The sequence below is a fragment of the Corynebacterium tuberculostearicum SK141 genome (genome assembly GCF_000175635.1).
Lineage (GTDB): Bacteria > Actinomycetota > Actinomycetes > Mycobacteriales > Mycobacteriaceae > Corynebacterium > Corynebacterium tuberculostearicum_C.
Genome location: NZ_ACVP01000004.1, coordinates 58,190 through 75,117, shown reverse-complemented (window position 1 = coordinate 75,117; position 16,928 = coordinate 58,190). Strand labels below are relative to the sequence as shown.

The 16,928-nt window shown below is 61.9% G+C and carries 17 protein-coding genes; 11 read left to right on the top strand and 6 right to left on the bottom strand.

The genetic code is table 11. The features are described 5' to 3' along the window. The first annotated feature begins 55 nt into the window (after nucleotides 1–55). Genes CORTU0001_RS01890 through CORTU0001_RS01875 form a run of 4 tightly spaced genes read left to right on the top strand, consistent with a single transcriptional unit; the run spans nucleotide 56 to nucleotide 4,139 of the window. Nucleotides 56–1,027 (top strand): universal stress protein, encoded by a 972-nt coding sequence (locus CORTU0001_RS01890; RefSeq protein ID WP_005326984.1) that lies wholly within the window; start codon nucleotides 56–58, stop codon nucleotides 1,025–1,027. Nucleotides 1,028–1,036: 9 nt separating this feature from the next. Continuing rightward, nucleotides 1,037–1,519, top strand: coding sequence for a hypothetical protein (locus tag CORTU0001_RS01885; RefSeq protein ID WP_005326983.1), 483 nt, complete (start codon nucleotides 1,037–1,039; stop codon nucleotides 1,517–1,519). A 17-nt stretch (nucleotides 1,520–1,536) separates the two neighbouring features. Continuing rightward, nucleotides 1,537–3,396: a chorismate-binding protein gene (locus CORTU0001_RS01880; RefSeq protein WP_005326982.1), complete on the top strand. Its 1,860-nt coding sequence runs from the start codon at nucleotides 1,537–1,539 to the stop codon at nucleotides 3,394–3,396. Then, nucleotides 3,393–4,139 (top strand): aminotransferase, encoded by a 747-nt coding sequence (locus tag CORTU0001_RS01875; RefSeq protein WP_005326981.1) that lies wholly within the window; start codon nucleotides 3,393–3,395, stop codon nucleotides 4,137–4,139. Before CORTU0001_RS01880 ends, CORTU0001_RS01875 begins: the two co-directional genes overlap by 4 nt. Here the strand turns inward: CORTU0001_RS01875 and trhO are convergent. Together trhO and CORTU0001_RS01865 are read right to left on the bottom strand one after the other, a co-directional pair. Beyond that, nucleotides 4,136–5,071 (bottom strand): oxygen-dependent tRNA uridine(34) hydroxylase TrhO, encoded by a 936-nt coding sequence (gene trhO, locus CORTU0001_RS01870; RefSeq protein ID WP_005326978.1) that lies wholly within the window; start codon nucleotides 5,069–5,071, stop codon nucleotides 4,136–4,138. The two genes, CORTU0001_RS01875 and trhO, sit on opposite strands and share 4 nt — an antisense overlap. 112 nt (nucleotides 5,072–5,183) lie before the next feature. Then, a complete protein-coding gene (locus CORTU0001_RS01865) occupies nucleotides 5,184–6,680 on the bottom strand; it encodes a DUF1846 domain-containing protein (RefSeq protein ID WP_005326977.1) in 1,497 nt (498 codons plus the stop codon). 127 nt (nucleotides 6,681–6,807) lie between these two features. Between CORTU0001_RS01865 and CORTU0001_RS01860 the strand changes: the two genes are divergently transcribed. Together CORTU0001_RS01860 and CORTU0001_RS01855 are read left to right on the top strand one after the other, a co-directional pair. Beyond that, entirely contained in the window at nucleotides 6,808–7,623 is an 816-nt protein-coding gene (locus CORTU0001_RS01860) for an Fpg/Nei family DNA glycosylase (RefSeq protein WP_005326973.1), read from the top strand. 18 nt (nucleotides 7,624–7,641) lie between these two features. Then, entirely contained in the window at nucleotides 7,642–9,219 is a 1,578-nt protein-coding gene (locus tag CORTU0001_RS01855; RefSeq protein WP_005326971.1) for a bifunctional ADP-dependent NAD(P)H-hydrate dehydratase/NAD(P)H-hydrate epimerase, read from the top strand. A gap of 6 nt (nucleotides 9,220–9,225) precedes the next feature. Here the strand turns inward: CORTU0001_RS01855 and CORTU0001_RS01850 are convergent, their stop codons facing one another. Together CORTU0001_RS01850 and CORTU0001_RS01845 are read right to left on the bottom strand one after the other, a co-directional pair. Next, nucleotides 9,226–9,867: an ABC transporter ATP-binding protein gene (locus CORTU0001_RS01850; protein WP_005326966.1), complete on the bottom strand. Its 642-nt coding sequence runs from the start codon at nucleotides 9,865–9,867 to the stop codon at nucleotides 9,226–9,228. A gap of 1 nt (nucleotide 9,868) precedes the next feature. Then, complete coding sequence (locus CORTU0001_RS01845; protein ID WP_005326965.1) at nucleotides 9,869–10,852, bottom strand: ABC transporter permease; 984 nt, start codon at nucleotides 10,850–10,852, stop codon at nucleotides 9,869–9,871. A 153-nt stretch (nucleotides 10,853–11,005) separates the two neighbouring features. Here CORTU0001_RS01845 and CORTU0001_RS01840 point away from each other — a divergent pair, with 153 nt between their 5' ends. The 4 genes from CORTU0001_RS01840 to CORTU0001_RS01825 all read left to right on the top strand — a co-directional run bounded on the left by CORTU0001_RS01840 (nucleotide 11,006) and on the right by CORTU0001_RS01825 (nucleotide 14,525). Further along, the gene (locus CORTU0001_RS01840; RefSeq protein WP_244262074.1) at nucleotides 11,006–12,106 is read left to right on the top strand and encodes a sensor histidine kinase; all 1,101 of its coding nucleotides are present in this window, start codon (nucleotides 11,006–11,008) and stop codon (nucleotides 12,104–12,106) included. After that, complete coding sequence (locus tag CORTU0001_RS01835; protein WP_005326954.1) at nucleotides 12,099–12,716, top strand: response regulator; 618 nt, start codon at nucleotides 12,099–12,101, stop codon at nucleotides 12,714–12,716. The genes CORTU0001_RS01840 and CORTU0001_RS01835 overlap by 8 nt, the downstream gene beginning before the upstream one ends. Further along, nucleotides 12,716–13,690, top strand: coding sequence for an NAD(P)-binding domain-containing protein (locus CORTU0001_RS01830; RefSeq protein WP_005326953.1), 975 nt, complete (start codon nucleotides 12,716–12,718; stop codon nucleotides 13,688–13,690). The genes CORTU0001_RS01835 and CORTU0001_RS01830 overlap by 1 nt, the downstream gene beginning before the upstream one ends. 82 nt (nucleotides 13,691–13,772) lie before the next feature. Further along, nucleotides 13,773–14,525, top strand: a complete 753-nt coding sequence (locus CORTU0001_RS01825) for a DUF364 domain-containing protein (protein ID WP_005326952.1) — start codon at nucleotides 13,773–13,775, stop codon at nucleotides 14,523–14,525. Between the two features lie 148 nt (nucleotides 14,526–14,673). Here CORTU0001_RS01825 and CORTU0001_RS01820 read toward each other — a convergent pair whose 3' ends face one another. Further along, nucleotides 14,674–15,264, bottom strand: a complete 591-nt coding sequence (locus CORTU0001_RS01820) for a VanZ family protein (protein ID WP_244262073.1) — start codon at nucleotides 15,262–15,264, stop codon at nucleotides 14,674–14,676. A 78-nt stretch (nucleotides 15,265–15,342) separates the two neighbouring features. On the opposite strand from CORTU0001_RS01820, the gene CORTU0001_RS01815 reads away from it, so the two are divergent. Then, nucleotides 15,343–16,317, top strand: coding sequence for an MDR family oxidoreductase (locus CORTU0001_RS01815; protein WP_034667957.1), 975 nt, complete (start codon nucleotides 15,343–15,345; stop codon nucleotides 16,315–16,317). Nucleotides 16,318–16,395: 78 nt separating this feature from the next. On the opposite strand, the gene CORTU0001_RS01810 is transcribed toward CORTU0001_RS01815, so the two are convergent. Further along, nucleotides 16,396–16,854, bottom strand: a complete 459-nt coding sequence (locus CORTU0001_RS01810) for a MarR family winged helix-turn-helix transcriptional regulator (protein WP_034667954.1) — start codon at nucleotides 16,852–16,854, stop codon at nucleotides 16,396–16,398. Nucleotides 16,855–16,928 lie beyond the last annotated feature (74 nt).

Here is a 16,928-nt window from a genome sequence, read left to right as displayed (position 1 = left end):
CTTAACGTGATAATTGAGAAAACGAAAACCGTAATCTCTCACTAGTTCACTCCGTATGGCAACTGATTCTTCCGATGGGCACCTGCCGGCCTTAAGCAAGGGCTCGGCCGATGAACCCCTTCGCATTCTTATTTCTTGGAGCCCTTCTTCCTCCGGCACCGAGGCTCTAGATTGCGCCGCGTGGCTTTCCCGTACCGCCACTACCCAGGTGCGGGTCATCTCTACCGTGTTCCAGCCGTGGACTACTACTTCCCTCAGCAAGCTGGGCGGAAAATATAAGAAATGGTTTAAAGCACAAAAGGAGGCCTGCGCGGCCGCTACCCATGCCGCCCTCGATGAAGCCGGTGTACCCCGCAGCTGCTGGGATGACAAGCCATCCCTTTTGGTGGACGGGCCATCGCGCCCCCACCTACTGACGGAGATGGCCAAGAAGTTCCAGGCAGACCTCATCATCTTAGGCCCCAACCAGGCGGCACCGAAGGGCCGTTTCTTTGCTGGTTCTACGGCCGATACCCTGCTGCATTATTCCCCTCAACCATTGGGCTTGGTTCCCCGCAAGGTGAAGCTGTCCAAGCATGGCGTCACCCGCTTCAACTTTGCCATCACCGAACGCAGCCCGCGCGAAGATCATGAGATGCTCGCCGCAGCGGAGCTCGCGAACCGCTGGAGCCTGCCGCTGCGCCTGCTTGCCTTCTCAGCAAAGGGGCTGCTCAATACGCCGTCCAAGGATAAGCACGATATGGCGCTTAAGCTGACGGCCGAGTGGCTCGAGGATTCCCTCGCCATGCTGGACCGCGCCCGCGATAGCATCCAAGAGAAATTCCCAGAGCTGGTTGTCACCTCTGAAATTGGTTCCGGCGCGGGCTGGGGCGGCGCGGTGGATTCGCTCAAATGGAAGAAGGGCGATCTCATGCTCATGGCCTCCACCCCGCAGGGCCCCATCGCCCGCGTGTTCTTGGGATCTACCGCCACGGAGCTGCTGCCGCATATTCGGGTGCCTATCTTGGTCCACCCATCCTGCGGTTAGGATTGGGGCATGAGCCAGCGACCAGAGCATCCCGAAAACGACCTGACTTCCGATGCGGACTATGCCAATCTGCGCCGCCCGGAACCGCGGAGCTTTGATGAGCTGGCCGATGAGCCGGACCCTTTAGAGATTGCCGCTGCTAACCGCCGCTCCACCCGCCAGGCCGTCTGGTACATGATCGGCGTTCTTGTGCTCTCCGCGCTTTATGGTTTCGCGGTCGCACTCGTCACTCGGCTCTCCGGCGGACCCTTGTGTGAGAATGGCACCGCCACGTGGCTCTGCACCGACGGGCAGCGCACCTTCTTTAGCCTGACCACCCCAATCATTCCGTTCTTCGGCATGATCGGCTGCGCCATCATCATGGTGCGCAAGCTGCACCGCTATCTGCGGTGGCGCAGTTGGATGGCCATTTTCTGGGTAATGGCCTGCAATTTCATGCTGTGGACCATTACCGATATCCAGCTGTTCCTCATGGACTCGGCCGCCGCATAGATACTTTCCGCCTCCCTATGATCCTCCTGCTTGATAATTACGATTCTTATACCTTCAACCTTGCCCACCTCATCGCGGAGGTAGCCGGACGCGAACCACTCGTCGTCGCCGCCGGGGAAGCGGAAGGGCTGGCCGAGCGCGTCCGTGCCGGCGAATTTTCGCATGTGGTGATTTCTCCTGGCCCGGGCACGCCGGAACGCGAGGAGGATTTCGGTGCTGCCCGGGGCATTATCGCCGCCGCAGCCGCGGCCGAGATTCCGGTACTGGGTGTATGCCTTGGTCACCAGGGGCTAGGTCTGCTGGCCGGTGCCCAGGTGTCGCGCGCGCCGCAGCCGCGCCACGGTTTTGTCTCTACCATCAGTCACTCGGGCGAAGGCATCTTCGCCGGAATCCCGCAAGACTTCGAAGTGGTGCGCTACCACTCCCTGCATATAGAGGAGACCCCCGGCATTACCGTGCATGCCCGCAGCGAGGATGGCGTCATCCAAGCGCTTAAGGTCGACGGCTTGCCGCACTGGGGCGTGCAATTTCACCCGGAGTCGGTGCTTACCCAGTACGGCCGGGAGATTATGCGCAACTTTCTGGGCGGGTTCCACCTGCTCCACCGCGAAGTCCCCGGCGCGGTGGACTGCCCACAGGTCTTTGCCACCCTGCGCGCCGAGGGCAACGATGCCTTCTTCCTCGACTCCGCAGATCCCCGCGGGCGCTATTCCATCCTCGGCGATACCGCCGGCGCATTGAGTCGCTCTTTCCGCTACCGGCTTGGCGACGCCCCCGATATCCTCACCCTCCTCGACCGCGAGCTCGCCACCCGCATCATCGACGCACCGGATCTCCCGTTTACCGGCGGGGTCATCGGGTATTTGGGCTACGAATGCGCCCAGCTCACCCTGCCCATTGAGCTACGCCATCGCTCCCCTTACCCAGATGCCTACTTTGTGCGGCCGCAGTCTTTCATCGTCTATGACCACCAGGCAAAAACCGCGCACCTGTGCTGCCTTGCCGGCGACGGCGCCGAGGATCTCCTGGACCGCCTGGAGACCGCCTTGGATGCAGAGGAACCACGGCCAACGGGGGAGGACGATGGGGCGTCGCTAAGCGCGGGCTCCTGGCGCAGCCCTGGCTACCTGGAGCGGATTAAGCGCGCCCAGGAATTCCTGCACGCCGGCGAGAGCTACGAGGTCTGCCTGACCGATACCTACACGGCCGCGTCCAAGGGCGAGCTCTATCCCCGACTGCGCTCGCACAATCCTGCACCCTATGCCGCACACCTCGTCTTCGACGGCGTGGAAGTCTGCAGCGCCTCGCCCGAGCGCTTCCTCACCGTGCGCGGCCGTGAGGTAGAGGCCAAACCGATTAAGGGCACCATCTCGGCCGACCAGGATCCGGCGCTGCTGACCACGGATCCGAAGACGCGGGCCGAAAACCTCATGATCGTTGATCTACTGCGCAATGATCTCTCCCGGGTATGCGAGCCCGGAAGCGTGCGCGTGCCGAAGTTGATGCAGGTAGAAAGCTATGCCACCGTCCATCAGTTGGTCTCCACCATTACCGGGCAGCTGCGCTCCAGTGCCACCGCGGTCGATGCCCTCCGCGCCACCTTTCCTCCCGGATCGATGACGGGCGCGCCGAAGCTGCGCACCTGCGAGATCATTGACCAACTCGAAACGGGACCGCGCGGCGTGTACTCCGGCGCGGTGGGCTACCTGGGGTTTGACGGACAATCCGATCTCAGCGTGGTCATCCGCACGGCCGTGCGGGCGGCCGGTGAGGTCACCATCGGCGCCGGCGGGGCCATCGTCCTAGATTCGGATCCGGCCGCCGAGTTAGAAGAGCGCAACCTCAAGGCCCAATCCGTGTTGGGGGCGTGGCAATGAGCACCTACCTCTGGCACCAGAGCAGCTTCATTCCAAGCCAGCCCTACCCCGGCCCCTTTGACGTGGCGGATTCTTGGCGGACGCTTGCCGACGCCCACTCCAACGCCCTCCCCCTGCACCTCCAGCGCTTCGAGTCGGTAGCCGGCCCACTTCCCGCCGGCTTCGTCCCCGCGATGCTGCAGCTTATGGGCCCCGGCGATCTCTTCCCCCGCATTTCGCTAGCCGGCGGACAGCTGCGCCTCGATATTCGCCCTGCACCCCCTGCGCGCCGAACCACCCGGCTGACCTATGTCCAAGCCCCCGACCCGCGCACGAAGCCTTTAGTCAAGGGCCCCGATTTTCCAGCGCTGGCACGTTACCGCGACGAGTATCAGGCAGACGGCACCGATGACACCGCCATCGTGGATTCCTCTGGTGCCATGGTGGAGACCACCACCGGCGCGCTCGTCGCCTGGGACGAGGAAACGCTCATCCTCCCCACCGGTCAGGCGCTACCCAGCATCACGCTGCGCCAAGTTGCCCGGCGCGCTGCGGACCTAGGAATTCACACCGAAACGCGCCCCATCACCGCCGAACTCGCCGCCGAGTGCCCCCTGTGGTTCCTCAACTCGCTCCACGGCATTAGCCCGGTCAGTAAGCTGCACACCTCTACCGGCATCATCTATCCGCCGAGCAGCCCGCTTATCACCGCGTGGCAGCACTGGTGGTGGGGCTGCTTCCGCAAGGAACCGGCGCGCGACTAGCTCTCCTGCTTGGCTAGCTGCGCTGCCACTTCGGCGCAATCCGGCCGGCCGCAGTGCTGGGTTTCTACGTGCTGGATGCAGTCATCACAGATGAGTACCTGCTGGCGGCAGGTATCTTCATTGATGCAATTGTGGAAGGTATTCGTGCCCTTGCCGCAGTGCACGCAGTGGCCCAGTTGGATGAAGCCGGGGTCTTGAAGTCCTTGGCCGAACTCGTGGTGCATGCGCTTGTCAAAGACATACATGGAGCCTTCCCACAGGCCATCGTTGCCGTACTTTTCGCCGTAGCGCACGATGCCGCCATCGATCTGGTAGACCTCTTTGAAGCCGCGGTTCTTCATCAACGAGGACAGGATCTCGCAGCGGATGCCACCGGTGCAGTAGGACACCACCGGCTTATCCTTCATCCAGTCATACTTGCCGGATTCGATTTCCTCGATGAAGTCATGCGTGGTTTTCACATCGGGCACGACGGCATTTTTGAACTTGCCAATCTCTGCCTCCATGGCGTTGCGGCCGTCAAAGAAGACGACCTCCTCGCCACGTTCTTCTACCAGCTTATTTACCTCTTCTGGCTTGAGGTGCACGCCGCCGCCAACGACGCCGTTTTCATCCACCTTCAGCTCACCCGGCGCACCAAAGGCCACGATTTCATCGCGCACCTTGACCGAAAGGCGCGGGAAGTCATCCGCGCCGCCCTCGGACCATTTAAACTGCATGCGCTTAAAGCCGGGGTATTCCTTGGTCTGGCGGACATAGCGCTTGCAGGCTTCCATATCGCCGCCAACGGTGCCGTTAATGCCGTGCTCGGAAATGAGGATGCGCCCCTTGAGCCCCAGGGACTCGCACAGGGTGCGCTGCCACAGCATGATCGCGGTGGGATCTTCGATGGGGGTAAAGCAGTAATACAGGAGAACTTTGCCAATAGTCACGCCCCAATCTTAGGCCCGCAGCTGCGCAGATCCCCAATCTTGTAGCTCTCCCTTATATGACTGCGGCCCCTCCAGTACAAGCTGAAAGGGCCGAATCTTGAGCATGCGAAAGTTAGCGCTTTTGGTACAGCGCCTTCTTGCGGGCAAAGACTGGGTCAGAGGTCACGAGCACGCCGAGGTTGCGGAAGATTCCCTCATCCACAGAACCCAGGATGGTGGTGGTGTGGACGTCGCAACCAGCAAGCTCCTTGATCTGCTCCAGCGCCTTGCGGGCATTGTCATCCTTCGCCGCAGACACGGACAAGGCGATCAGAACCTCGTCGGTATGCAGGCGTGGATTCTTGGAACCCAAATGCTTGGTCTTGAGCGTTTGAATCGGCTCGATGGACTCGGGCGACAGCAGGTGAATATCGTCGTCGATGCCCGCCAAGTGCTTCAGTGCATTGAGCAGCATCGCCGCCGAGCAGCCCAGCAGGGGCGCGGTGCGGCCGGTGATCATGGTGCCGTCGTGCAGCTGCATAGCGGAGGCGGGCTCGCCGGTTTCTTCCGCGCGCTGGCGCGCAGGTGCTACCACGGGGCGGTCTTCTACCTTGATGCCGGCCTTGGCCATGATGACCGCGGCGCGCTCGGATTGCTCGGTGCCCAAGCCCGCACGAGCCTCTTCCACCTGCGCCTTGAAGTAACGGCGGATGATTTCTTGCTGGGCGGCGGCGCGGCACACGGCGTCGTCAGTAATGCAGAAGCCCGCCATGTTTACGCCCATATCCGTCGGAGACTGGTACGGGGTGGTGCCGGTGAGCTTTTCCAAAAGCGTGCGCAGCAGCGGGAACGCTTCCACATCGCGGTTGTAGTTCACGGTGGATTCGCCGTGGGCGGACAGGTGGAAGTGGTCAATAATATTGGAATCGTTGAGGTCCACCGTGGCGGCCTCATAGGCCAGGTTCACGGGGTGTTCCAGGGGGAGATTCCAGATAGGGAAGGTTTCAAACTTGGCGTAGCCGGCATTATTGCCGCGCTGGTGTTCGTGGTAGACCTGCGAGAGCGCGGTGGCCAGCTTGCCGGAGCCAGGGCCCGGCGCGGTAACCACGACGAGGTCGCGGGAGGTTTCCGCAAATTCATTGCGCCCAAAGCCCTCTTCGGACACGATGAGGTCCGTATTGGTGGGGTAGCCAGGGATAACGCGGTGGCGCGCCACCTTGAGGCCGAGGCGCTCGACCTTTTCGATGAAGGCCTCCGCTTGGGAATTGCCTTCCTCCAACTGGGTCATGACGATGTTTTCTACCAAGAATCCGCGGCTGCGGAATACGTCCACCAGACGCAGCAGGTCATCTTCATAAAGAATGCCCAGGTCCGCGCGTACCTTCTGGCGGGAGATATCTTTCGCATTGATGCAGATGAGGATCTCTACGTCCTCTTTGATGCGCTCCAGCATCGCGATTTTATTGTCCGGGGTGAAGCCGGGCAGCACGCGGGAGGCGTGCATATCGTCAAAAAGTTTGCCGCCCATCTCTAGGTAGAGTTTGCCGCCGATTTCCTCGCGGCGGGCGTGGATGTGCTTCGACTGCAGCTCAATGTATTTCTCGCGGTCAAAGCCGATTTTTTGCGTCATGATTTGAAAGCCTTCCCCTGAGTTAAATCATTCCGCATTTCGAGTTTACGCTATTGCGGCTCTGCAAATAAGTGAGCTGGTTAGCGCCCGGTTTGGCCGAAAATTCTTCCCGATTAAACTGGATTTCATGCCTGAAGGTCACGTCATCCACCGCCTAGCTAATAAATTCAACGCCGATTTTCGCGGCATGCCGCTGCGCGTGACCAGTCCGCAGGGGCGCTTCGCGGCGGAGGCGGAGCTTCTCGATGGCGAGCGCATCGAGCTGGCAGAGACCTACGGCAAGCACCTTTTCGTGCACTTTAGCGCCCAGGATCCGCGCCATATCCTCTATATTCACTTAGGCCTGATTGGCAAGCTGCGCTTCGAGCCCCGCGAGGAAGTAGGCGGACAGATCCGGGTGCGCATTGATAATGGCGCCGAGGCCGCTAACCTGCGCGGACCGCAGTTTTGCCGCCTGCTCACCGAAGAGGAGTACCGCGCACAGCTAGCCAAGGTAGGCCAAGACCCGCTGCGCGCGGACGCCGACGTGGAGGCGCTCTGGGACACAGTGCATAAATCGCGCCGCAGCATCGGCTCCCTCATGATGGATCAGCACCTTTATGCCGGCGTGGGTAATATCTACCGGGCCGAGACCCTCTTTCGCCACGGCCTCTCCCCTTTCCTGCCAGGCCGGGATGTTTCCCGTGAAACCTTTGACGCCACGTGGGCAGACTTGGTGGATCTGATGGAGTACGGGGTGGAGCACGGCCGCATCGATACCGTGCGGCCCGAGCATTCCCCCGAGGCAATGGGCCGCGAACCGCGCAAGGACGACCACGGTGGCGAGGTCTACGTCTACCGCCGCGCCGGCCTACCTTGCTATATCTGCGGCACCCCAGTGGCAGAAAAGGTCATGGAGGGACGCAACCTATTTTGGTGCCCGACCTGCCAACCGGCACCTTAAAGGCCTATCCTGGCGGGCATGCGACATGCCTATAGCGTTGCCGCCGTCCGCGCGGCGGAGCATTCCCTTCTCGCCCAGCAGACCTTTGACGATGAGCTCATGCGCTTGGCCGCACGAGGCGTAGCAGCCACGGCTACAAGCATGCTCGACTCTGGACGGCACGTAACTATCCTTGCCGGGCCAGGCGGCAACGGTGGCGATGGCCTCTATGCCGGCGCTTTCCTGGCAGAAGAGGGCTACTCAGTGGAGGCCATCCTTGCAGCGGATAGCGCCCACGAACCCGCGCTGAAGGCATTTACCGCGGCCGGCGGAACCATTGCGCACGGCCTAGGAGACGCCGATCTGCTTATCGACGCCGTCGCCGGCCTCGCCTCCACCCGCGGCCTATCCGGTGCCCCACTGCGGGCCTATACCGAGGCCAAGGAGCGCGGGGTCCCGGTATTAGCGGTGGACATTCCTTCGGGCATTAACGCCGATACCGGCGTGACCGCAGCCGAAGCCGTAGAGGCAGACGTGACCATTAGCTTTGGCTGGGCCCGTGCCGGACATATCTTTGCCCCGGAATGCGGTGCGGTGATCCTCTGCGATCTGCGCCTGCCCGGCGCCCCGCGCTCCTTTGCAGAAGAGCTTTCCGCTACCGCGGAGCCGGTGGGCTATATCGCCAATGAACCCACTATTACCTTGCCCTACCAGTGGCCGACTGAGCCGGTGCTTTCGGGAGAACAAGGCCTGGTCACCGCCCCGAAGCCGGTGGGCTGCACTGGACCAATCCTGGATCCGACTCCGGGGGCGACAAGCACCAAGTACACCGGCGGGGTGACCGCGGTCTGTGCTGGCAGCAGCGCCTATCCCGGCGCGGGCATCCTCGCCGCCACGGGCGCGGTGCGCGCCACGCCGTCCATGGTTCGCGTCGTGGGCAGTGACTCCGTGGTCACGAGCCTGCCGGAGGTAGTGCCTCATGCCAGTGCCCAAGAAAAGGTCCACGCCCAAGCCTGGGTCGTAGGCCCAGGGCGGGGCACCGGACCGGAGGCGGCCGCGGAATTGCGCGCCGTGCTAGAACGCGGGCTGCCCACGATTACCGACGCCGATGCGCTGACCGTGCTCTCGACCGACGGCGATCTACGCGAACTCGTGCGCGATCATCCCTGCGCTGTCCTGACCCCGCATGCCGGGGAGTTTGCGCGGCTCTACGCGGCAACTCTCGGCCGCGAACCTGATCTTTCGGAGGGGCTCGGGGTGCGCCTGCGAGAGCTTTCCGATGCCCTCGACTGCTTCATCCTGCACAAGGGCCGGATCACCACGGTCACGGCCCCAGGCCAGAAAATTTATGGCATGAACGCAGGGCACTCCTACGCGGCCACCGCCGGTTCTGGTGACGTACTCTCTGGCATCCTCGGAGCCACGCTCGCGCAACTGGATGCCGCCGAGGCGGATGCGGAGGCGATAATTATGGAAATCCTGCACGCCGCGGCCATCCACCAACACGCGGCGGCCATTGCCGCCCACACCCCGGACGGCTTTGGCCTTTGCTCCGCCTCTCAGATTGCCGCGGCCGTGCCGCAGGCAATCGCACGGCTACTCCTCATGCAGCGCTAGCTAAGGCTAGCTGAGCGCAGAAACCTTCTCCTGCTCGGAGACGTGGCCATCCTTGACCTCCACCACGCGGTCAGCGAAGTTCAGCAGGGAGCGGTCGTGGGTCACCAGCACGGTGGCGGTGTTCATCTCCTGGGTGACATCGCGCAAGAGGCGGATGATTTCCTGCGAGAGGTGGGAATCGAGCGCGGAGGTGGGCTCATCGGCCAAGAGCAGGTCCGGCTGCTCCATGAGCGCTCGGGCGATATTGACGCGCTGGCGCTGGCCACCGGACAACTGACCCATGCGGCGATTGCCCATTCCTGCCAGGCCGACAAACTCCAATAGCTCATCGGCGCGCTGTGGGCGCAGCTTGCGGCCAGCGATATGGTCCATGATCACCAATTGGTCGCGCACATTGAGAGAGGACAGCAGGTTGGCCTGCTGGAAAATGATGGAGCGGGTACCGTCCACGTGCACGGACCCGGAGTCTGGGGTGATGAGGCCTGCGGCTACGGACAGCAACGTGGACTTGCCGGACCCGGACTCACCCACGATGGCGGTAAGGGTGTTGGATTCGGCGATGAGGGAGGCGTCGGCAAGCGCGGTGGTCGTGGTCTCACCGTCTTGGTAGGTCACGGTGGCGTTGCGGATATCAAGAATGGTGGACATGTTAAGCATTTCCTCCAAGAGCATCGAGTGGGTTGGCTTTAGCTACGCGGCGGGTAGCAATAAGGGCGCCGGCCATGCCGAGGGCCCAGATGCCAACCGCGGGAACGGCGATGGTGCGCAGGGAAACATCGAAGGGCACGGTGCCGGAAGCAAGCGTGCCGAGCACCCACCCAACGACGGCACCCGCAATGGTGCCGGCGGCCAAGATGATTGCGGCTTGTGCCAGGGCATCGCGCAAGAGGTAGCGCACGGTGGCGCCGAGCGCGCGCAGGATGGACAGGTCGCGGGTGCGCTGGATGGTCCATACGGTCAAGAAAGCGACGGTGACCAGCGCGGAGATGCCGTACAAGAAGCCCTGCATGGTAAGCAGCGAGCCGCGCTCAGACTGATAGGCCGCCAGGCCAGAGAAGGACTGGGAGACCTTCACGGAGCCAGGAACCTCCTGTTTATATAGCGCTGCCGTACCAATCACGCCCTGCGGAGCGTGGCTGATGCGCTGCCAGGTTTCGGTAGATGCCCATACCACCTCGGAATGTGCATACATCGTCTCTGGGACGGTGCCCTCCACCGAGAAGTCGGTGCCGCCCAAGGTGACTGAATCAGCCTCATCGATGGAATCCGACAGGAGCACGCCCTGCTCCGGGATGGTCTTATCGCTACCCGGAACCTGGGTGCCGGCCGGCAGGCTGAGGACGGCAACACCGCCGTGGCCCTCCAGCTTGGTCTGGGCCGCACCGAAGGGAATGCCATCGCTGGCGATATCGCCGGCGTACATCTCAGATTCGCTAAAGGAAGGGTCCTCGGTGGAAAAGTAGATATATGGGTACTCCTTTTCCAGGGACTCCAACGCGGAAGTATTTTGCTTGGACAGGCCCTCCGTGAGGCCGGAGAGCATCACGAGCAGAAGGGTAATGAGCGCAACCGTGCCGCCGATGAGCGCGAAGCGACCGCGCGCTGTGGTGATTTCTCTGATTGCTAGGAACATAGTTCTATATTCGCTTTATGCAGGTCAGCAGTAATCGGCCAGCTCGCTGAACCTCGAGTCAACCAAGTGGTTGATTCACGGTCCACCGGTGCGCGGATATCCTGGGTGGTTGTGTTTAAGGGACAAAAATTATGGGTTTATGGCCTGCACGCCATGTTCGCGTTTCTGCTAGTCTTCGGCGTGACGCGCGCCTATGTGGATGACCGGCTCGACGCCCGAGTGATCGGCTTAGCCATCGCCCTCGCCGTGGTGTATGCCGCACAGCGTTGGCTGCCCACATGGTTATGGCTGGGTGGGCTATGCCTCCTGTGGCTGGGCCTGATGGTGCATGCGCAGGATTTCATGTGGCTGGAATTCCCGCTCATTTTTGTCTTTCTGCGTGCTTTGCCCACCGTGCCTGGGTTGGTTTCCATCGCCGTGCTGTGGGCAGCAGCGGCATTCATTCCCGCCTGGCTGCACCCCGAGGGCTGGTCCATCGCTGCGGCCGTGGGACCGCTTATCGGTACCGCCTTTGCGGCCACGGTCTTTTTCATCCAGCGGCGGCTGCAGGCAGAGGCGGCGCACCACAGGGACATCGCCAAGCAGCTGCGCGAAACCCAAGCCGAGCTGGCCGCCAGCGAGCACCAAGCCGGCCGGCTGGAGGAGCGCGAGCGCCTCTCTCGCGAGATCCATGACACCGTCGCGCAAGGCCTCAGCTCCATCTTGTTGCTCTCCCGTGCGGCCCGCGGCACCGACGATCCAGCAACCAAAGAGGAGCAACTGGCGGTTATCGAAGACGTCGCGAGCGAAAACCTGGCCGAGGCCCGCCGCTTTGTCCGCGAACTAGCCGGCCCCGATGAGCGACTGGAAACCCAGCTCACTTCCCTGCTGTCCCAGATGCGCAGCCGGGTCAAGGCCTTAGGGGAAGGCCCCACCTTTGAGCTGGTGGTCTCCGGCAGCGGCAAGGTGCCCGGACGCATCAAAGAGGTCATCGTGCGCGCCGCGCAAGAGGGCCTGAATAACGTCATCAAACATGCCCACGCCTCGCGCGCGGTGGTCACGCTCGGGCTTTTCGAGGATGCGGTTACCCTGGACGTCGTTGATAATGGACGCGGACTATCCGCCTCCCCTCGCCCCAGCGGCAGGGACAATGGCTTTGGGCTCAGCGGCCTCCGCGGCCGCGTGGAGGGCGTAGGCGGCACCATGAGCCTGGAATCCGGCGAAGGCACCGCCCTGGCCGTCCGTATCCCGCTGAAGGAGAAAAGCAATGGTTAATGTCATGCTGATTGATGATCACCCCGTGGTTCGCGCCGGCCTGCGCGCCATCCTCAATGCCTTCTCCGATGTCGAGGTTGTCATGGAGGGCTCTACCGGCGCAGATGTGGATAAGCTTTTTACTGCGGATGCCCCGCAGGTAGACGCCGTGGTCTGCGATATCCAGATGCCTGACATGGATGGCATCGCGGCCACCAAACGGGTAGTGGAGGCCGGCGGCCCACCGGTACTCATCCTCACCACCTATGACACCCAGGCCGATATCCTTGCCGCCGTGGAGGCCGGCGCAATGGGCTACCTGCTCAAGGACTCCCCTGAGCAGGCGCTGCACGAGGCCGTGCTCAATACCGCCGCGCACCGCCGCACCTTGGCGCCGGAAGTGGTGGATCTCCTCGCCCAACGTGTGGGCCGGCCACAAGAATCGCTGTCCGCCCGCGAGCTAGAAATTCTTCGGGCGCTTTCCAGTGGTTCCTCCAATAAGGAGCTAGCCAAGCAGCTCTTCATCTCTGAGGCCACGGTCAAGACCCACCTCATTCACATTTTTCAGAAGCTGGGCGTGGAAACTCGCACCGCCGCGGTGACCGTGGCGCGGGAGAGGAAGCTCATTTAATGCTGGACTGCATAGTCATTGGCGCCGGTCAGGCGGGTCTTGCGGTGGGCTACTACCTGCGCAAGAAGGGGCTGGATTTTGTCATTCTGGACGCTGAACCCGGCCCCGGCGCGGCCTGGCGCCACACCTGGCCTTCGCTGACGCTCTTTAGCAATTCCGCCTCCTCTAACCTGCCGGGATGGCCCATGCCCCACCACGAGGGCTTTCCGCCGGCCAGCCACGTCATCGACTATTTTGCGCGCTACGAGCAGCGCTATGAACTGCCCATTCGCCGGCCAGTCAAAGTGGATGAGGTGACCCATGATGGCGCGTGCTTCCACGTCTTTGCCGGTACGGAGCATCTGACCGCGCGCACGGTCGTAGCTGCCACGGGCACGTGGTCTGCGCCCTTTATCCCCTACTACCCCGGCGACTTTGGCGGACAGCAATGGCATTCGGCTTTCTACCCGGGCCCGGAGGACTTTGTCGGGTCCAGCGTGGCGGTCGTAGGCGCGGCCAATTCCGGTGCCCAGATCGCGGCCGAGCTCCTGCTTTCCGGAGTGGAGACCACCTGGTATACCCGCAACTCCCCGCGGTGGATGCCCGATGATGTTGACGGCCGCGTACTCTTTCAGCGCAATCGCGCCCGCCTTAACGCCATGCTGCGCGGCGAGCCAGACCCCGGCGCGGATTCCAACCTGGGCGATATTGTGATGGTTCCGCCGGTCCTACGCGCACGGGATTCCGGACTTTTGCAGGCCACCCCCATGTTTTCTTCGCTTGAAGAAATCACCGCAGACCACCTCATCTGGTGCACCGGTTTCCGTCCTGCCCTCCGGCCCATCCGCGGGCTTCTTGATGGCACCTCCCCCACCGTCGACGGCCTCTTCCTCGTGGGTTACGGCACGTGGACCGGCCCCGGTTCCGCAACCATTACCGGGGTAAGCCCCTTTGCCAAGCAGACCGCGCACGACGTTGCGAATATATGTGACTAAAGCTATAGGTTAGTCTCAGCTAATTCGACTACACTGCCTTCACGCAAAGAGTGCAACACAATTTGGGAAAGCTGGTCTATACATGTCTGCCTGGGATCTCTACGATGACCTCATCGATGCCATTCCCCGTGACATAGTGGTCTCCCGCGCCGCCCAAGGCCCGCGATGGACCCGGGTATACACCGAAAGTCCTAGCTGCGGCATGGCTATGACCATGTCTGCCACCTCTCGCCCGGCCCAGATGCGCGCCGAGTACTCCGGCGTTCCTTTACGCGCCATCGCCCAGCTGGCCAAGAGCTGGAATTTCTCGGAGGCGTCCTTCGGCATGGCCGCGCTAAATTCCTACTACGCCACACCTTCCGTGGCCGACGAGCATGGCTTTGCGCTTGCCGACGCCCCCTGGCCCCACTTCTTCGATCCCTTCCGCAACGCCGTCGCCGGGAAGAAGGTAGCGGTAATCGGCCACTTCCCTTTTGCACCTAAAGCACTCAACCAGGCTGCGGATTTTTATATGCTGGAGCGCTCGCTCAATGAGGGCGACTACCCCGATTCCGCCGCCGAATACATCCTGCCCGAGTGCGATTATGTCTTCATTACCGGCTCCGCCTTTGTCAACAAGACCGCGCCCCGCCTGCTCGAGCTCTCTCGCGAGTCCTTCAATGTCGTCCTGGGCCCATCAACTCCCTTAGCCCCGGTTCTGCTTGAAGACTACGGCGTATCGCAGGTCACCGGAATGGTCCCCACCTCTCCCCTGGCTATGTTCGAGGGCTTAAGTGGCACTGATGCCGGCACCACCATGTTTGAATGGGGCCACCGAGTGGAATTATTCGCCTAAGGCCGCGCCCCCAAAATCGCCTCGCAGGCCGCTGCATAGATTTCTGCGAGCTCATCGATGGTTTTCTCCCACACATAGGGAACGAGAATCACGTTGCGCGTAGTCGCAACGCCAACCAGCCTAAGGCCCACCGCTCGAGGCCTAGTTTCTAGAGAACTACCCCGGCCATAACGGCAAGCAGTAATGCACCCAAGCTCAATGCCGTAAACCACCCGATGACGCGTACAGTCCGCAGCTGGACCTTCGCGCTACTGCGGCTTACCAAGAACGCGCCCACAGACGCACCGAGGGTGTTGAAAACGAGGTCATCGACGTCGCTAAATCCCAACGAGAATACGTATTGGGTAATTTCGATACCCAGGCTGAGCACCATTGCCAGGAGGATGGTTCCACCGCGGCCAAAGCGAATGCGCCGTGAATTCTGTCCCAGCACCACTAGGCACGCCCCGAGCGGCATAAACAGCGCGATATTGCCAAAGGTATTGGTCCACGGACCCCACCACGGATGAGGGTTATTAAAGCCGTTGAACATCTGCAGATCGAGGCTGCGGCGAGCATGCGCACTGGCATCGATCACGCCGGGGATATCAATAAATGGCTTACCCACCGTGGCTACGGCGATGGCCATCAAAACGACCACGCAGGCGATACCGGCATTGCGCCACAGGGTGGGCCGAGCGGGCACGCCCGGCGCCCCAACCTGACGCGAGATGCGGGTGGATGTCGTGGTCATCGTCATGTTGTTCAAGTTAACAAGCGAGCCTGAAAAATCGCCGTGAGATTCGCTGTTAAATCCCTGCATCACATTTAACGTACGATGGTGAGCATGAGCACGCTACTAGTAACTCGCAACGAAGATAAGTCCGTTACGACCTCCTTCGAAGAGGGAGAGTTCCTCGGCGAGGGCGACCTTACCGTTGATGTTTCTTATTCTTCCCTGAACTACAAAGACGCCATGGCTATCGCAGGTGACCGCGGCGTCATGCGCACCAGCCCGCTGGTTCCGGGCATCGACGTGGTCGGCACGGTTTCTGAATCTAGCGTCGAGCGCCTCCCAGTTGGCACCTTGGTAGCATCCTTCGGCGATGGCCTCGGTGAATTCCGCCACGGCGGCTACACCCCGAAGCAGCGCGTCAACTCCCAAGCAACCGTCGCCCTGCCCGCGGACTTCACCGCAGAGCAGGCCGCCGCTGTTGGCACCGCGGGCTACACTGCCGCACTGTGTGTTAATTCTCTGCGCGGGCTGCCCGATGGTCCGGTCTTGGTCACCGGCGCCACCGGTGGCGTAGGCTCCATCGCCGTGAACCTCCTTTCCAATGCTGGTTACGAGGTCCACGCGATGACCGGCCGCCCGGATGACTACTCCCAGTACCTCCACGAGCTTGGCGCCCACACCATTGTGGACCGCGCCGAGTTCGCCGAAGCCGGAAAGCCCCTGCAAAAGGCTAGCTACGCCGGTGCTGTTGATACCTCCGGCTCCCACGTCCTGGCCAATGTATTGGCCCGCACCGTATGGGGCGGCACCGTTGCCTCCACCGGTATGGCCGCCGGCCCAGACCTGCCCACCACCGTCTTGCCTTTCATTCTGCGCAACGTACACCTCGCCGGCGTTAACTCTGTCGACGCCCCGCTGCACTACCGCCAGAACGCATGGCAGCTGCTCGCACGCAAGCTGGACCGGTCCATCCTTGAGTCCCTGACCAATACGATTCCTCTGTCGGACGTTGTCGAGGAATCCAAGTCCCTCCTCGAGGGCACCCACCACGGACGCACCGTCCTCAAGATTTCCTAGGCCACTCCTAGACAATCTTTCGCGGCACCCGCCTTCTTGGCAGGTGCCTTTTTGTATGCACGGTTTACCAGCCGAGCGCTAGCTTTCCGACGTCCCCTCTTTAACTACCCCGCGTAGCAACGTGCGGGAAATCCTGCCCAAGGTTTGTAGGTCTTCATCACTAAGGGTGCCCACCACGATTTCCTCGACTGCGGCGGTATGTCGCACGATCGCTGCGTTGAAAGCGGCGCTTCCCTTTTCCGTCACAGTGACTTCAACTGCACGGGTTCCTAACTCCGGCGCCTCGCGCCTGGAAACCAATTTTCGGGACTCCATACGCACTAACTGCCGATGCAGCCGCGACTTCTCCCACCCGAGCTCGGCCGCCAATTCATGCGGGCGTGTAGGGATCTGTCGGCGCCGATATAGGACCGCCAAGACCGCGTAGTCCGCCTCGCTCAAACTAGAGCCACTTTGCAACTCCCCAGAAAGCCGCGCGTGGAGCGCTTCCTGCATGGCAACAAAGTCACCCCACGCCACGCTCTGCTCCACACGCATCGCATTCCTCCTTTGGTTTTCCTTCTTTCACCAGTCTATACTGCAGAGTTGATCTAGCAACTCATTGGCCTGCC

Excerpts from the sequence above, each read along its gene's own strand:
- CORTU0001_RS01890 (WP_005326984.1), top strand. The coding sequence starts at position 56 with ATGGCAACTGATTCTTCCGATGGGCACCTGCCGGCCTTAAGCAAGGGC.
- CORTU0001_RS01885 (WP_005326983.1), top strand. The coding sequence starts at position 1,037 with ATGAGCCAGCGACCAGAGCATCCCGAAAACGACCTGACTTCCGATGCG.
- CORTU0001_RS01880 (WP_005326982.1), top strand. The coding sequence starts at position 1,537 with ATGATCCTCCTGCTTGATAATTACGATTCTTATACCTTCAACCTTGCC.
- CORTU0001_RS01875 (WP_005326981.1), top strand. The coding sequence starts at position 3,393 with ATGAGCACCTACCTCTGGCACCAGAGCAGCTTCATTCCAAGCCAGCCC.
- CORTU0001_RS01865 (WP_005326977.1), bottom strand. The coding sequence starts at position 6,680 with ATGACGCAAAAAATCGGCTTTGACCGCGAGAAATACATTGAGCTGCAG.
- CORTU0001_RS01860 (WP_005326973.1), top strand. The coding sequence starts at position 6,808 with ATGCCTGAAGGTCACGTCATCCACCGCCTAGCTAATAAATTCAACGCC.
- CORTU0001_RS01855 (WP_005326971.1), top strand. The coding sequence starts at position 7,642 with ATGCGACATGCCTATAGCGTTGCCGCCGTCCGCGCGGCGGAGCATTCC.
- CORTU0001_RS01850 (WP_005326966.1), bottom strand. The coding sequence starts at position 9,867 with ATGTCCACCATTCTTGATATCCGCAACGCCACCGTGACCTACCAAGAC.
- CORTU0001_RS01845 (WP_005326965.1), bottom strand. The coding sequence starts at position 10,852 with ATGTTCCTAGCAATCAGAGAAATCACCACAGCGCGCGGTCGCTTCGCG.
- CORTU0001_RS01840 (WP_244262074.1), top strand. The coding sequence starts at position 11,006 with ATGTTCGCGTTTCTGCTAGTCTTCGGCGTGACGCGCGCCTATGTGGAT.
- CORTU0001_RS01835 (WP_005326954.1), top strand. The coding sequence starts at position 12,099 with ATGGTTAATGTCATGCTGATTGATGATCACCCCGTGGTTCGCGCCGGC.
- CORTU0001_RS01830 (WP_005326953.1), top strand. The coding sequence starts at position 12,716 with ATGCTGGACTGCATAGTCATTGGCGCCGGTCAGGCGGGTCTTGCGGTG.
- CORTU0001_RS01825 (WP_005326952.1), top strand. The coding sequence starts at position 13,773 with ATGTCTGCCTGGGATCTCTACGATGACCTCATCGATGCCATTCCCCGT.
- CORTU0001_RS01820 (WP_244262073.1), bottom strand. The coding sequence starts at position 15,264 with ATGACGATGACCACGACATCCACCCGCATCTCGCGTCAGGTTGGGGCG.
- CORTU0001_RS01815 (WP_034667957.1), top strand. The coding sequence starts at position 15,343 with ATGGTGAGCATGAGCACGCTACTAGTAACTCGCAACGAAGATAAGTCC.
- CORTU0001_RS01810 (WP_034667954.1), bottom strand. The coding sequence starts at position 16,854 with ATGCGTGTGGAGCAGAGCGTGGCGTGGGGTGACTTTGTTGCCATGCAG.